Consider the following 13213-nt stretch of genomic DNA (forward strand, 5'->3'; position numbering starts at 1 on the left):
GATGGCCGACACCGCAGCTGCCCGCACGCCGTTGATGGCGGGCAACTGGAAGATGAACCTCAACCACGTCGAGGCCGTGCACCTGCTGCAGAAGCTGAGCTGGACGCTGCAGGACAAGAAGCACGACTTCGACCGGGTCGAGGTGGCGGTGCTGCCGCCGTTCACCGACATCCGCAGCGTGCAGACGCTGATCGACGGTGACCGGATGAAGATCAAGTACGGCGCCCAGGACGTGTCGACGCACGACTCCGGCGCGTACACCGGCGAGATCGCTGCGTCGATGCTGACCAAGCTCGGCTGCACCTACGTGCTCACCGGTCACTCCGAGCGCCGGCAGTACCACAACGAGACCGACGCGGTCGTCAACGCGAAGACCGCGAAGGCCCTCGAGGCCGGGCTGACCCCGATCGTCTGTGTGGGTGAGGGCCTGGAGGTCCGGAAGGCCGACGCGCACGTCGACCACTGCCTCGGGCAGATCGACGCGGCGCTGGCCGGGCTGAAGCAGGACGACGTCCGCAAGCTCGTGATCGCCTACGAGCCGGTCTGGGCGATCGGCACCGGCGAGGTCGCCACCCCGGAGGACGCGCAGGAGGTCATCTCGGCCATCCGTGGCCGGCTCGAGGAGACGATTTCACCCTCGGTCGCCGACTCGGTACGGATTCTTTACGGCGGATCGGTGAAGATGGCCAGTGCAGGTGGCATCATGGCCCAACCGGATGTCGACGGCTGCCTGGTCGGAGGTGCGAGCCTCCAGGTGGACGAGTTCGCCGGCATCTGCCGTTACCTGGACCTTCAGTTAGGCTACTCCTCGTGATTCTCGCTTTCTCGATCGTCGTGATCGTCTGCAGCCTGTTCCTGACGCTGCTGGTGCTGCTGCACAAAGGCCGCGGTGGCGGCCTCTCGGACCTGTTCGGTGGCGGTGTGTCGTCCAGCCTGGGCGGCTCGTCGGTCGCCGAGCGGAACCTGGACCGGATCACGATCGGCGTCGGTCTGATCTGGTTCGCTGCCATCGTCGCGCTCGGCCTGCTGTACAAGCTCGGCTGAGGGGGAGTCGGTTCCCGTGGCTGGTGGTGGCAGTGCGATTCGTGGCAGCCGGGTCGGTGCCGGGCCGATGGGCGAGGCGGAGCGCGGCGACACCGCGCCCCGGCAGCGCATCGTGTTCTTCTGTGCGAACGGGCACGAGACCGCGACCTGGTTCGCGGTCGAGGCGGCCATCCCGGAGGAGTGGGACTGTCCACGGTGCGGTCTGCCGACCAGCACCGATGTGAACAACCCGCCTCCGCCGCCGAAGATCGAGCCCTACAAGACCCACCTGGCCTATGTGAAGGAGCGCCGCTCCGAGCAGGAGGCCCAGGAGATCCTCGACGAGGCTCTCGAGAAGCTGCGCGCCCGCCGCGCCCGCGGCGAGATCATCTTCTAGCAGCACGACGACCAGCCCGGACCGTGATCGGTCCGGGCTGAAGTCATTCCCGCCGCCCACAGAGGCGACCGCGGCGCGGCGACCGTGCGGCTGCGACAGCGCGAGCACGACAGCGCGGGCACGACAGCGCAGGCACGGCGGGTGGGGCCGTAGGTCGTCCGCGGTGCGGCGTCCGCGGTACGGCGGTGGGTCGTCCGCGGTCCGGCGTCCGCGGCGCGGCGACCGTGCGGCTGCGACAGCGCGGGCGCGACAGCGCAGGCACGGCGGGTGGGGCGGTAGGTCGTCCGCGGTCCGGCGTCCGCGGTCCGGCGGTGCGGCGTCCGCGGTGGGGCGTCCGCGGACCGGCGGTGGGGCGTCCGCGGTGCGGTGGGGCGACGTGCGCAGGGCTCGCGGTGGGCTGGCACAGGAACTGGGGGCTGGTGGCCTGGTATTTCCTGTCCACGGCCACCGGTTCCCGTCCTACACCCCGACTCTTGTCGCACCCGGCTCGTCCGTCGGCACGCCGGAGTACGCGAGGTGAGCGGGGTCGTCAGAGGAGCCGCGGCCCGACAGGAGAGTCGCACACCGGCTCGTGCAGATCAGCGTGACCTGGTCATCGCGTACGGCGTCTCGCGAGTCCAGCACCTGTCGACCTGCAACACACCGACACCACCCGCACGCGCAGCCAACCACCTGAGGGCGCACCGCGCCACGTGCAGACGCACCGCGCCACGTGCGGACGCACCGCGCCACGTGCGGACGCACCGCGCCACGTGCAGACGCACCGCGCCACCTCCGTTGCTCGGTGGCTGGGTGGGCTGGAGGTTCCCTCGCGCGAGCTGGCCCATGGCCCCCACCACCGACGGATATCCGTCGGCGGTGGGGGATATCTGTCGGTGTACCAGGAGAGAACCCCCGCTTCGTGGGGTTATCCCCTCGCGTGCTGTTGTGGCCGTGGGTGACCGGGTCGGCGCAGCGCGCTAAGGTCTGCGGCATGAAGTCGTCGATCGCGCCCGTCCGCTGGACCCCGCCGCCCGCGCCGCCGACCCGGTACCCGGTGAACGTCGACGTGGACGTCGTCGCGTTGCCCGGCGCCGGTCCCGAGGACACGCTGATCGACAGCGACGGCAGCGTGCTGACCGGCCTGTACGACGGCCGGATCCTGCGCGTCAGCGCGGACGGCAAGACCATCTCCACCCTCGCCGACACCGGCGGCCGGCCGCTCGGCCTGGAGTGGTTGCCGGACGGCAAGGTGCTGATCTGCGACGCGAACCGCGGCCTGCTGACGCTCGACAAGGACAACCGGGTCGCGACCCTGCTGTCCGAGATCGACGGTCGCCCGATGCGGTTCTGCAACAACGCGGACGTCACCGAGGACGGCACGATCTACTTCACCGACTCCTCGACCCGGTTCGGCATCGACGACTGGATGGCCGACCTGCTCGAACACACCACGACCGGCAGCGTGTACCGCCGTACGCCGGACGGCCAGGTGACGCGGTTGGCGACCGGACGGGGCTTCCCGAACGGCGTGGCGCTGAGCGCGGACCAGCGGACGGTGTTCTGGGCCGAGACGGCGACGTACGGGCTCTACAAGCTCGACGTGACGACCGAGGGTGCCGAGCCAGTGCAGATCGCCGCGATCCCGGGGTTGCCGGACAACATCGCCCGCGGCTCGGACGGGTTGATCTGGGTCGCGGTCGGGTCGCCGCGGAACGCCGTACTCGACTTCCTGCTGCCCAAGCAGCCGGTGTTCCGCAAGCTCGTCTGGGCGCTGCCGGACGCGCTCAAGCCGAAGGCCGCGGACATCATCGAGATCCAGGCGTACGACGAGAGCGGCGCGCTGGTGCACGACCTGCGGGCCAAGCACCCGGACTTCCACATGCCGACCGGCGTCCGCGAACGCGACGGGAAGGTGTGGCTAGGAAGCATCGGTACCAGCTCCCTAGCCACGTTCCCGACGCCTACTTCGTAGAGACTTCCTTCTGAGCTACTTCGTCCTGCGTCTCACCGTTGCCGGTGACCACGAGCGTGAAGTCCGCGCCGTGGTTGCTGACCCCTTCGATGACCGCGGCCTCGACCGCCTCCGAGCCGATCTCGCTGCGCAGCATCAGGGGATCGGTGCGCAGGTCCTTGGCCAGCGCGACCGCCAGTCCGACCATCACGATCGCGAACGGCAACGCCGCGACGATCGTGAGGTTCTGCAGGCCTTGCAAGGCGTCCGCACCGCCTCCGCCGGCGAGCAGCATGACCGCGGCGACCGCCCCGGTCAGCACACCCCAGAAGATGACCAGCGGCTTCTTCGGCTCGATGGCACCCCGTTCGGACAGCGTGCCCATCACGATCGACGCCGCGTCCGCTCCGGACACGAAGAAGATCGCGACCAGCATCACGACCAGGATCGTGGTCACCGCCGTGAGCGGGATGTGGTCGAGCATGCCGAACAACTGCCCTTCGGTGGTCGACTCACCGGCGATGTCGGCGCCACCACGCTGGATGTCGATCGCCGTACCGCCGAAGATGCAGAACCACAGCAGGCTGACCAGTGACGGCACCAGCAGGACGCCGGTGACGAACTGGCGGATCGTCCGGCCGCGGCTGATCCGGGCGATGAACATGCCGACGAACGGCGTCCACGAGATCCACCAGGCCCAGTAGAAGACCGTCCAGCCGGACAGCCACTTGGCCATCGCGTCGCCGCCGCTGGCCTCGGTCCGGGCGGCCATGTCGGCCAAGTCGCGGAAGTAGTCGCCGATCGCGGTCGGCACCAGGTTGAGGATCAGCACGGTCGGGCCGACCACGAACACGAACACGGCCAGCACGACGGCCAGCACCATGTTGATGTTCGAGAGCCACTGGATGCCCTTGGCGACGCCGGACACCGCCGACGCGACGAACGCCGCGGTCAGGATCGTGATGACGCCGATCATGACGCCGTTGCCGGTCTTGTCCAGCCAGCCGAGGATCCGGACGCCGGATCCGATCTGCAACGCCCCGAGCCCGAGCGACGCGGCGGACCCGAACAGCGTCGCGAAGATCGCGAGCCCGTCGATCACCTTGCCGACCGGACCTTCGGTACGGCGTCCGAGCAGCGGGGCGAACGCCGCGCTGATCAGCTGCGACCGCCCGCGCCGGAACGTGCCGTACGCGATCGCGATCCCGACGACGGCGTAGATCGCCCACGGGTGCAGCGTCCAGTGGAACAGCGTCGTCGCCATCGCGGTCTCGAGAGCCTCGGACGACCCGCCCTCGACGGTTCCGGGTGGGGGACTGGTGAAGTGTGAGAGCGGCTCGCTCACGCCGAAGAACATCAGGCCGATGCCCATGCCGGCGCTGAACATCATCGCCACCCAGGACACGGTCTTGAACTCGGGTTTCTCGTCGTCGCGACCGAGCGGGATCCGCCCGTACCGGCCGGCGGCCAGCCAGATCACGTAGACGACGAAGCCGGAGGCCAGCAGCACGAACAGCCAGCCGGTGTTCTGTTCGACCCATCCGAGGGCCGAGGTGGACGCCGTACCGAGGCCGGTGGCGTCGACGATGCCCCAGGCCACGAAGGCCAGGGCGATGACCGCGGTGACACCGAAGGTGACGCGGTCGAGTCCGGAACCGTGACTTCGGCTACCGGGAGGTGGTGGTGTCGCAATCGCGGGATGTGGTGCGTGGTCGGGAGTCTCTGCCTGGCTGTCGATATCGATCGCCACAGGTGATGTCACGCCTCGCTTGGGGCGCGCCTCCGTTCTCTTGTCCGGGGAAAGTGCCTTCCGACCGTGTCGGAGATCGTGGCAAAACGCAACAATCGTGGTTTCGGCCACACTCGATAGGGTGCGGTCATGCGTTTCGGGATCGCGATTCTGCCGGAGTACCGCTGGGCGGACGCCGCGCCACGGTGGCGGCGGGCCGAGGAGTACGGGTTCGACCATGCGTGGACCTACGACCACCTGACCTGGAGCGGTCTCCAGGACTCACCGTGGTACGGGACGACGCCCACGCTGACCGCGGCCGCACTGGTCACGTCGACGATCAAGCTCGGCACGTTCGTGACGTCGCCGAACTTCCGTCACCCGCTGGCGCTGACCCGCGACATCCTGGCGATCGACGACGTCTCCGACGGCCGGTTCCTGGCCGGGATCGGCGCCGGCGGCAGCCTGGACGCGACCATCCAAGGTGGTCCGGACCTGACCGCGCGGCAGAAGCAGGACCGCTACCAGGAGTTCGTGAAGCTCCTGGACACCCTGCTGACGACCGACGGCGTGGACTTCAAGGGGGAGTACTTCGAGACGCGCAACGGGCGCACGCTGCCCGGCTGCATCCAGAAGCCACGCGTCCCGTTCATCCTGGCCGGCAACGGGCCGCGCTCGCTGCGGTTCGCCGCCCGGCACGGCGACGGCTGGATGACGACCGGGGGAGCGGCCCCGGACCTGGACACCTGGTTCACCTCGGTCGCCGACCTCAGCCACCGCCTCGACGACCTCCTCGAGGGCAAGCACCTCGACCGCTACCTGTCCCTGGACTCCGCGGTCTTCGCGCTCTCCAGCCCTGCCGTCTTCGAGGACGTCGCCGGCCGCGCCGCCGCCCTCGGCTTCACCGACCTGATCACCCACTGGCCCCGCGCCGAAGGCGTGTACGCCGGCTCCGAATCCACCCTGGAGAAGATCGCCACCGAAGTCATTCCTCGCCTCCGCTAGTGCGGCGGACCCAGGCGGGGATGCCGAACCAGAAGATGCCGAACCAGAACAGGATGGCGGCGACGGTCAGGATCGCGGCGGTGCGGGGAAGGATCACGTCGAGGGCGATCAGCAGGCCGCCGGCGACCGCGAGGACCGCGAGCAGCAGGCCGGCGATCGCCATCCGGCTGGCGATCGGGAGCATCCGGTGCCGGAGCTGGCGGCGGTAGATGATGCGGTGGAAGGACACCGGCGCCACGAACAGGCCGACCGAGAGCGCGGCGGCGATCAGCGTGGCGGCGTACACGGTGTGGATGAAGGTGTCGGCTTCCTGGAAGCGGGTCTGGAAGGCGATTCCCAGCAGGAAGGCGAAGAGGATCTGCGTTCCGCCCTGGGCGAGCCGGAGCTCTTGGAGCAGTTCGTTCAACTGGCGATCGAGCCGATCGCCGGGCTCCTCGCCCGGCCGGCTGTACCGCGGACTGTCGGCCACGTCCTCAGGTTAGGCCGGGACAACGGCGAAGGGGCCGCTCACCAGGGATGGTGTGCGGCCCCTTCGGTGGTTCTAGAAGGGTGATCCGAAGAAGATCAGATCGCGCGGATGTTCTCCGCCTGCAGGCCCTTCTGGCCCTGGGTGATCTCGAACTCGACCCGCTGGTTCTCGTCCAGCGAGCGGAAGCCCGACATCTGGATGGCCGAGTAGTGCGCGAACACGTCCGCGCCACCGTCATCCGGGGTGATGAAGCCGAAGCCCTTGTCAGCGTTGAACCACTTGACAGTACCGACAGCCATTTGTCTATCTCCTCGATGGCTATTAACAATCCGTGACCCACACCTCATGAGTCACGCGTCGCCGAAAGGCCCCAGACGACAGACCGGCCATGCAGCACAGCAAAGTCAGGGAGTCCAAAACTGCAACGCCATAACTGTAGCCGTTCTGCGGCTTGATGGTAGGGGTGACCGCAAACACGTGTCGCTGATTGTCGCGGCTCGCTACTCTCCGTACCCGCCTGGCGGCGGCGTCCCGTGGCGCGCTCGAGCGCCCGAAATCGGGCGCCGACCTGCTGGTTCGCGGCGGTCCGGCCGGTCCGGCACGATGGCAACGTAGGACAGCACCCGGTACGCCGGGTGATGGGCGCAAAATTCTGAGCAGAGTTCCCGGCGTGTCGCGCGGCTGTGGACAATTGCGTGGAACGCAACCGGAGGAGGGCGACGTGATCCTGACAGTGACCCGCAGCGGCGGTTTCGCCGGGCTGACCAAGCAGGGCGAACTGGACACCAGCGACCAGCCCGACGCCGACCGGCTGGAGGCCGCGGTGCACGCGCTGACCGCGAAGGACCTCGGCACCGGCCGCCCGCAGCCCGATCGGTACGTCTACCGGCTCGAGGTGCGTGACGCCCGCGACGCGGACGCCACGCAACACACAGTCGCCGAACAGGACGTGGACGCGACCACCGCCTGGCTACTCGACCGCGTCCTGAGTCGGTAGTGTCCTGAGCTGGACACTAGCGCCAGTCGATCTCCGGCGCCCGGTAGAAGTTGACGCCGAGCACCTCCCAGCGCGGCCCTTGCTCGGCCAGCCGGTCCTTGTACGTCGTCCAGTCGAGCGCGGACTCCGGCGACCATCCGAGTTCCGCGATCCCCGGCAGCCGGGGGAACACCATGAACTCGACCTTCTCCAGATCGTCCAGTGTCTCCGTCCACAGTGGCGCCTCGACGCCCCGGATCGCGCTCGACGGCACACCCGGAATCAGCGTCGCCGGGTTCCAGTCGTACGCCTGTTCCACACTGACCAGGCCGGCCCAGTCGAGACCGAGCGGCGTCTCCGCGTGGTACTTCATGTCGAGGTACGCGCGGTTCGCGGGGGAGAGCACCAATGTCGCGCCCTGCTCCACGGCCTTGACCGCCAGCGCCTGCGCCTTCTCGTCCTCCGTACCCCAGTACTGCACGACGGTCCCGGCCGGTAGCGGTCCGTCCGCGATCTCGTGCCAGCCCATCACCGTCTTGCCCTGCTTCACGACGAGCTCGGCCGCCTTCGGCACGAAGGTCAGGTAGTCCGAGTGCGGCGTCGAGTGTGCCTCGTCCCCACCCAGGTGTACGACGTCACCCGGCGTCTGCTCGGCGACTTCGCGGAACACGTCGTCCAGGAACTCGTACGTACGGTCCAGCGCTACCGTCAGCGAGCTGAACCCGACCTCGGTCTCGGTGTACAGCTTCGGCGCCACCCCGTCCGGGTTCAGCTCCGGGTACGACGCCAGCGCGGCGTTGGTGTGCCCCGGAGTGTCGATCTCCGGTACGACGGTGATGAACCGCTCCGCGGCGTACCGCACGATCTCGGCGTACTCCGCCTTGCTGTACGAACCACCCCTACCGCCGCCGACCTGCAGACTGCCGCCGTACTCCGTCAGGCGCGGCCAGGAGTCGACCTGGATACGCCAGCCCTGGTCGTCGGACAGGTGGAGGTGCAGGCGGTTGATCTTGTAGAGCGACACCAGGTCGATGAAGTGCTTCACCTGGTCGACGGTGAAGAAGTGCCGCGTGACGTCGAGCATCACACCGCGGTACCCGTAGCGAGGCGCATCGGAGATCGTCGTACCTGCGATCTCCCATGGGCCGTCCTGCTGCGTGGAGGACTCGGCCTTGGCGGGCAGCAACTGGCGCAGCGAGGTCACGCCGCGGAACAGACCCTCGTCAGTGGCGGCGGTGATGGTCACGCCCGACCCGTCGGCGCGCAGCTCGTAGCCCTCGGTGCCGAGTGCCGCCGGACCCTTGGTGGACAGCGTGATCGTGCCGGCGCCCTCCTGGACCGGCAGGGCGAACCCGGTGGACGTCCGGAGCTGAGCGGCGAGCCGGTCGGCGATCGGTCGTGCCGAGGGGTCGTCGACGCCGATGGTGGCGTCGGTCGGCAGCGTGAAGGTTTCGTCGGGGAGCGCCTGCTGCGCGGTGGGCTGCGGGATCATGATCGGAGTGTTCGCGGACCGTGCTCTTTACGTCAAGAGGGTTCAATATTTCTTGACCAGGGCCGTTACCTGGGAGACGTAGCCGCCACCGAACAGCACGACGTGCACCAGGAGCGGATGCAGTTGGTGCAGCCCGATGCGGTCGCGCCAGCCGTTCTCGAGTGGGTGCGTCTCGTCGTACGCGCGGAGCACGCGGTCGAGGTGTGGGAGTCCGAAGAGACTGAGCATGGCGAGGTCGGTTTCTCGATGGCCGCCGTGCGCGGCGGGGTCGATGAGGTGCACGCCGTTCGGGGTCCACAGCACGTTTCCGGACCACAGGTCGCCGTGGATCCGGGACGGTACGTCGGACGGGTCGTCGTACGCGCCGGACTGGAGGCGGGCGATCACTCCGTCGAAGCCGTCCAGGTGGATGCCCTGGTCGTGCGCGGCGCGCAGGTACGGACGGAGGCGCAGGTTGGCGTAGAACTCGCCCCACGACTTCACCGGGTCCACGGCACGCGGCAGCGGGAGCGTCCCGATGTATCCGTCCCCGTCCCACCCGTCCGGCGGCACGCCGAAGTACCGCGCGCCGGCGTCATGCGTGACAGCCAACCGCCGGCCGAACTCCTCGGCGGCATCCCGTGTCGGCTCGGCAGCGTCCAGTCTGGTCGTCGTCAGCTGGTCAGAGGAGACGTCGAGCGGCTCAGCCACCGGCACCCCACCACGTACGCCGAGCCACCGCAGCCCGGCCGCCTCGACCTCGAAGAAGCCCTCTGGTGCGTCAGGCCGCCGCTTGACGAACCTGCGCTGCGCTGCGGCCATTCCCGCAGTCTGCCATCCGCAGTCACAGCAGCCGGTCGATCAGCCCGTCGACATACTCCGGGGTGATCTCGATGCCGAACAGGACGCGGATGTACATCGGGGCCAGGATGTGGTCCAGCACGTCGAGCGCGTCGAGTGCCTCTTCGCCGCGGTCGCGGGCGCGATCGAGCATGGCCTGCAGTTGCTCGGTGCGCTCGACGCGTAGCTGGTGACCCGCCCGCAGGCCGTCGGGCCCGGTGGTCGACAGCGCGACCGCCAGGCGCACCAGCAGCAGCCCGTCGGGACCGGTGATCTCGCGGAGCACGGCGGCCGCGTACGTGCGCAGGTCGCCGGCGAGGCTGCCGGTGTCGGGCATCGGCGACCGGGCGTTGAGGTGGCTGAGCGCCGCGTCGGCGAGCAGGGCCTCCAGGCTGCCCCACCGGCGGTAGATGCTGCTGTCGGCCACCCCGGCGCGGGCCGCGACCTCGCCGACGGTGAAGTTGCCGTAACCGCGCTCACTGATCAGGTCGGTGACGGCTTTGTGTACCTGTGCGCCGACGCGGGCGCTGCGCCCGCCGGGCCGTCGGGCCGGCTTCTGGTCGTTCACGCTCACCACCTTAACGCAGTTATCACTTGCGTTTGCGATGCGCCGTTCCCTATAGTCCCTAACGCAGTCATCGACTGCGTTAGTGTGCCGAACTTGAGAGGAATCGCCCATGGCGGCATCGCCTGCGGCTGTCGGCAGTCGACCCGGTCGGGCCGTACTGCTCACCGTGACCTGCCTAGGTCAATTCATGGTCCTGCTCGACAACACGATCGTCGGAGCAGCGCTGCCCGATATGCAGCACCGGCTGAACACCGGGCTGACCGGCCTGCAGTGGATCGTCGACGCGTACGTTCTGCTGGTCGCCATGCTGCTGCTGTCCGGCGGCGTCTTCGCCGACCGGTTCGGCCGCAAGCGGGTGTATCTGACCGGCGTGGCCGTGTTCACCGCCGCGTCGGTGGTGTGCAGCCTCGCGCCCACGCTCGGCTGGCTGGAGGTCGGCCGCGTGCTGCAGGGCGTCGGGGCGGCCGCGCTGAGCCCTGCCTCGCTCGCTCTGCTGGCCGCCGCTTTTCCGGAGCCGAAGCAACGCATCAAGGCGATCGGGCTCTGGGCCGGATTCAGCGGAATCGGTCTGGCCGCCGGACCCGTGGCGGGTGGCGTCCTGACGGAGGCCTTCGGCTGGCCGGCGATCTTCCTGGTCAATCTGCCGATCGGCGTGGTGCTTCTCGCGGTGGGTCTGCGGAGTCTCGAGGAGTCCCGCAATCCGAGCGCCCCCGCGATCGACGTCCCCGGGACGATGCTGTCCGTTCTGGGAGTGGGAGTGCTGACCTACGGTCTGATCGAGGGTGGTGCCCGTGGCTGGACGTCGCCGGTGATCCTCGGCAGCTTCGCCGCCGCGGTGATCCTGCTCGGCGCATTCCTTGCCGTCGAAGCGCGTCGTACCGCTCCGATGCTGCCGCTGCGGCTCTTCCGGCAGCGCCTGTTCACCGTGTCCAACGCCGCCATGGTCGTGGTGGGGTTCGCGCTGATGGGGTCGTCGTTCTTCTTCTCCCAGTTCTTCGTCTACGTCCAGGGCAGTTCGATCCTGCGCGCCGGTCTGCAGACCCTGCCGGTATCCCTCGCGATGGTGATCGTCAGCCCGTACGCGGGCCGGCTCGCCGCGCGGTACGGGTTCCGGATCGTGGTGACCGCCGGACTGGTCCTGGCCGGCCTCGGGCTGCTGGCGCTCGGTACGGTGCACGCCGCCACCGGCTACGGGAACGTGTGGTGGCGGCTGGGCGTCGTCGGCATCGGTTTCGCCCTGACGATGTCGCCACTCACAGGGGCCGCGATCCAAGCCGTCGACCCCCGGGAGGGCGGCCTCGCATCAGGCGTCAGCAGCACCACCCGGCAGATCGGCGCGGTGCTCGGCGTAGCGGTCCTCGGCGCCATCGTCCGCACCCGGCAGTCCAGCGGCGCCTCGTTCGAGGCCGGCCTCAACACAGCCTTCCTCGCCGCCGGCGCCATCACCCTCGCCACCGCCGCCTTCACCGGCCTCTGGCTATCCAGGCCAAAGCCTGCCGTCGCGGCGCCGGAACCCGCTCAAGCGGTTGGCGCCGGTCAAGGCCGGTGATGTCAGCGAGCGGGCTCTTCGCAAACGTGTGACGCCTGGCGGTCTTCCAGCACTGCCCGGCGTCGGCCCAGGAAGGGTTCGCTCAGCATGACCAGGGCTGCCGCGGCGGTGAGTAGGCCGCCGACGAGTGCTACGGCTCGCACGGTCGTGGTGTCGATCAGGGCGCCGCCGACGAACGCTCCGGCGGCGATGCCGACATTGAACGCGGAACTGGTCCCGGCCGAGGCGATGTCGGTGCTGCCCGGCGCGATCTGCAGCGTGCGGCTCTGGACGGCGACCGCCAACCCGCTGAAGGACATCCCGATCAGTGCGATCAGAGCGACTGTCGCTACCGGCACGGTGCCCAGCGCATACAGGCCGAGCAGGCCAACGGTGATGACGCCGAGTGGTACGGCGACCGCGCCCCACGGGAACCGGTCAAGGAGCCGGCCGGCGATCAGCGTGCCGGCGAACCCGCCCGCGCCGCTGGCCAGCAGCATCGGGCCGAGAGCGTCGGAGGAGAAGCCGGTGATGTCGAGCAGGAACGGCGTGACATAGGTGTTGAACGTCAGGAACCCGGTCACGCCGATCGCCGAGGCGACCAGCAGAACAACGTACCGGCGCAGGTCCGGGGAGGAGCCGCGGCGGGACGGGTTGTCCTGGACCTCGGTGCGCGGGAGCAGCAGCACGATGCCGGCGCAGGCCGCGGCGCCGAGGCCCGCCATCAGTACGAAGGGCACTCGCCAGCCGGCCTGCTCACCGAGCCACGTGCCCAGTGGGATGCCCAGGATCGGCGCCAGCGCCGTGCCGATCGCGAGCCGAGCAACGACGCGGCCGCGAAGGTCAGGCGGGAACAGGCTCGTCGCGATCGGCGGCGCGATCGACCAGAACAGCGCCTGCGAGAGCGCGATGACCAGCCGCCCGGCGAACAGCACCTCGTACGACGGGGCGGCGGCCGACAGCGCGGTGGCCACGGTCAGGACCCCGAGCGTGCCGCCCAGGACGAGGCGGCGGGGGAGATGGTGGGTGAGCCGCGCGAGCGGGAGAGAGGCGAGCACGACAACGGCGGCGTACCCGGTGACGAGAAGGCCGACCTGCGAACGTGACCGCCCGAGGTCGTCGGCCATCACGGTCAGCAGACCGATCGGCAGCACCTCGATGGTGACGAACGTGAAGGTGGAGACGCCGAGGAACACCAGTGCGGCGTTGGCCCGGCGGGACGAGAGGGACATGATTCACCTGATCCCGGTCAAAAGTCTGATGCTGGTAGCGTC

General features: G+C 69.1%; 14 protein-coding genes. 7 read left to right on the forward strand and 7 right to left on the reverse strand.

The features are described 5' to 3' along the window. Nucleotide 1: 1 nt before the first annotated feature. The 4 genes from tpiA to ACFYRH_RS24695 all read left to right on the forward strand — a co-directional run bounded on the left by tpiA (nt 2) and on the right by ACFYRH_RS24695 (nt 3374). Nucleotides 2-814 (forward strand): triose-phosphate isomerase, encoded by an 813-nt coding sequence (tpiA, locus tag ACFYRH_RS24680; RefSeq protein WP_387779664.1) that lies wholly within the window; start codon nt 2-4, stop codon nt 812-814. Further along, on the forward strand, nt 811-1044 hold the full coding sequence (secG, locus tag ACFYRH_RS24685) for a preprotein translocase subunit SecG (RefSeq protein ID WP_130385521.1): 234 nt from the start codon (nt 811-813) through the stop codon (nt 1042-1044). The genes tpiA and secG overlap by 4 nt, the downstream gene beginning before the upstream one ends. A gap of 16 nt (nt 1045-1060) precedes the next feature. Then, nucleotides 1061-1420, forward strand: a complete 360-nt coding sequence (locus ACFYRH_RS24690; RefSeq protein ID WP_387779667.1) for an RNA polymerase-binding protein RbpA — start codon at nt 1061-1063, stop codon at nt 1418-1420. A gap of 973 nt (nt 1421-2393) precedes the next feature. Continuing rightward, nucleotides 2394-3374 carry an SMP-30/gluconolactonase/LRE family protein gene (locus ACFYRH_RS24695; protein WP_387779670.1) on the forward strand — a complete coding sequence of 327 codons (981 nt, stop codon included), beginning with the start codon at nt 2394-2396 and terminating at the stop codon, nt 3372-3374. On the opposite strand, the gene ACFYRH_RS24700 is transcribed toward ACFYRH_RS24695, so the two are convergent. After that, nucleotides 3364-5115 carry a BCCT family transporter gene (locus ACFYRH_RS24700; RefSeq protein WP_387779673.1) on the reverse strand — a complete coding sequence of 584 codons (1752 nt, stop codon included), beginning with the start codon at nt 5113-5115 and terminating at the stop codon, nt 3364-3366. The two genes, ACFYRH_RS24695 and ACFYRH_RS24700, sit on opposite strands and share 11 nt — an antisense overlap. Before the next feature lie 117 nt (nt 5116-5232). Between ACFYRH_RS24700 and ACFYRH_RS24705 the strand changes: the two genes are divergently transcribed. Beyond that, nucleotides 5233-6087, forward strand: coding sequence for an LLM class flavin-dependent oxidoreductase (locus ACFYRH_RS24705; RefSeq protein ID WP_387779676.1), 855 nt, complete (start codon nt 5233-5235; stop codon nt 6085-6087). Here the strand turns inward: ACFYRH_RS24705 and ACFYRH_RS24710 are convergent. Both ACFYRH_RS24710 and ACFYRH_RS24715 read right to left on the reverse strand, forming a co-directional pair. Next, the gene (locus tag ACFYRH_RS24710; RefSeq protein WP_387779679.1) at nt 6068-6556 is read right to left on the reverse strand and encodes a DUF6328 family protein; all 489 of its coding nucleotides are present in this window, start codon (nt 6554-6556) and stop codon (nt 6068-6070) included. The genes ACFYRH_RS24705 and ACFYRH_RS24710 overlap by 20 nt on opposite strands. A gap of 95 nt (nt 6557-6651) precedes the next feature. Beyond that, complete coding sequence (locus tag ACFYRH_RS24715) at nt 6652-6855, reverse strand: cold-shock protein (RefSeq protein WP_134100749.1); 204 nt, start codon at nt 6853-6855, stop codon at nt 6652-6654. A gap of 422 nt (nt 6856-7277) precedes the next feature. Here ACFYRH_RS24715 and ACFYRH_RS24720 point away from each other — a divergent pair, with 422 nt between their 5' ends. Beyond that, on the forward strand, nt 7278-7553 hold the full coding sequence (locus tag ACFYRH_RS24720; RefSeq protein WP_387779683.1) for a protealysin inhibitor emfourin: 276 nt from the start codon (nt 7278-7280) through the stop codon (nt 7551-7553). A gap of 16 nt (nt 7554-7569) precedes the next feature. Here the strand turns inward: ACFYRH_RS24720 and ACFYRH_RS24725 are convergent, their stop codons facing one another. From ACFYRH_RS24725 to ACFYRH_RS24735, 3 genes are read right to left on the reverse strand one after another with little or no spacing between them, the layout of a single operon-like run. After that, a complete protein-coding gene (locus ACFYRH_RS24725; protein ID WP_387779686.1) occupies nt 7570-9024 on the reverse strand; it encodes a beta-N-acetylhexosaminidase in 1455 nt (484 codons plus the stop codon). A 42-nt stretch (nt 9025-9066) separates the two neighbouring features. Further along, on the reverse strand, nt 9067-9825 hold the full coding sequence (locus tag ACFYRH_RS24730) for a fructosamine kinase family protein (RefSeq protein ID WP_387779688.1): 759 nt from the start codon (nt 9823-9825) through the stop codon (nt 9067-9069). Between the two features lie 22 nt (nt 9826-9847). Continuing rightward, complete coding sequence (locus ACFYRH_RS24735; RefSeq protein ID WP_387779691.1) at nt 9848-10411, reverse strand: TetR/AcrR family transcriptional regulator; 564 nt, start codon at nt 10409-10411, stop codon at nt 9848-9850. A 109-nt stretch (nt 10412-10520) separates the two neighbouring features. On the opposite strand from ACFYRH_RS24735, the gene ACFYRH_RS24740 reads away from it, so the two are divergent. Further along, complete coding sequence (locus ACFYRH_RS24740; RefSeq protein WP_387779694.1) at nt 10521-11960, forward strand: MFS transporter; 1440 nt, start codon at nt 10521-10523, stop codon at nt 11958-11960. A 2-nt stretch (nt 11961-11962) separates the two neighbouring features. Here ACFYRH_RS24740 and ACFYRH_RS24745 read toward each other — a convergent pair whose 3' ends face one another. Further along, nucleotides 11963-13171 carry an MFS transporter gene (locus ACFYRH_RS24745; RefSeq protein ID WP_387779697.1) on the reverse strand — a complete coding sequence of 403 codons (1209 nt, stop codon included), beginning with the start codon at nt 13169-13171 and terminating at the stop codon, nt 11963-11965. Nucleotides 13172-13213: the final 42 nt, after the last annotated feature.

This window comes from Kribbella sp. NPDC004875, assembly GCF_042873375.1.
Taxonomy (GTDB): domain Bacteria; phylum Actinomycetota; class Actinomycetes; order Propionibacteriales; family Kribbellaceae; genus Kribbella.

Bases quoted from the DNA above. Each gene is read 5' to 3' on its own strand.
- tpiA (WP_387779664.1), top strand. From the start codon at position 2: ATGGCCGACACCGCAGCTGCCCGCACGCCGTTGATGGCGGGCAACTGG.
- ACFYRH_RS24695 (WP_387779670.1), top strand. From the start codon at position 2,394: ATGAAGTCGTCGATCGCGCCCGTCCGCTGGACCCCGCCGCCCGCGCCG.
- ACFYRH_RS24705 (WP_387779676.1), top strand. From the start codon at position 5,233: ATGCGTTTCGGGATCGCGATTCTGCCGGAGTACCGCTGGGCGGACGCC.
- ACFYRH_RS24715 (WP_134100749.1), bottom strand. From the start codon at position 6,855: ATGGCTGTCGGTACTGTCAAGTGGTTCAACGCTGACAAGGGCTTCGGC.
- ACFYRH_RS24725 (WP_387779686.1), bottom strand. From the start codon at position 9,024: ATGATCCCGCAGCCCACCGCGCAGCAGGCGCTCCCCGACGAAACCTTC.
- ACFYRH_RS24730 (WP_387779688.1), bottom strand. From the start codon at position 9,825: ATGGCCGCAGCGCAGCGCAGGTTCGTCAAGCGGCGGCCTGACGCACCA.
- ACFYRH_RS24740 (WP_387779694.1), top strand. From the start codon at position 10,521: ATGGCGGCATCGCCTGCGGCTGTCGGCAGTCGACCCGGTCGGGCCGTA.
- ACFYRH_RS24745 (WP_387779697.1), bottom strand. From the start codon at position 13,171: ATGTCCCTCTCGTCCCGCCGGGCCAACGCCGCACTGGTGTTCCTCGGC.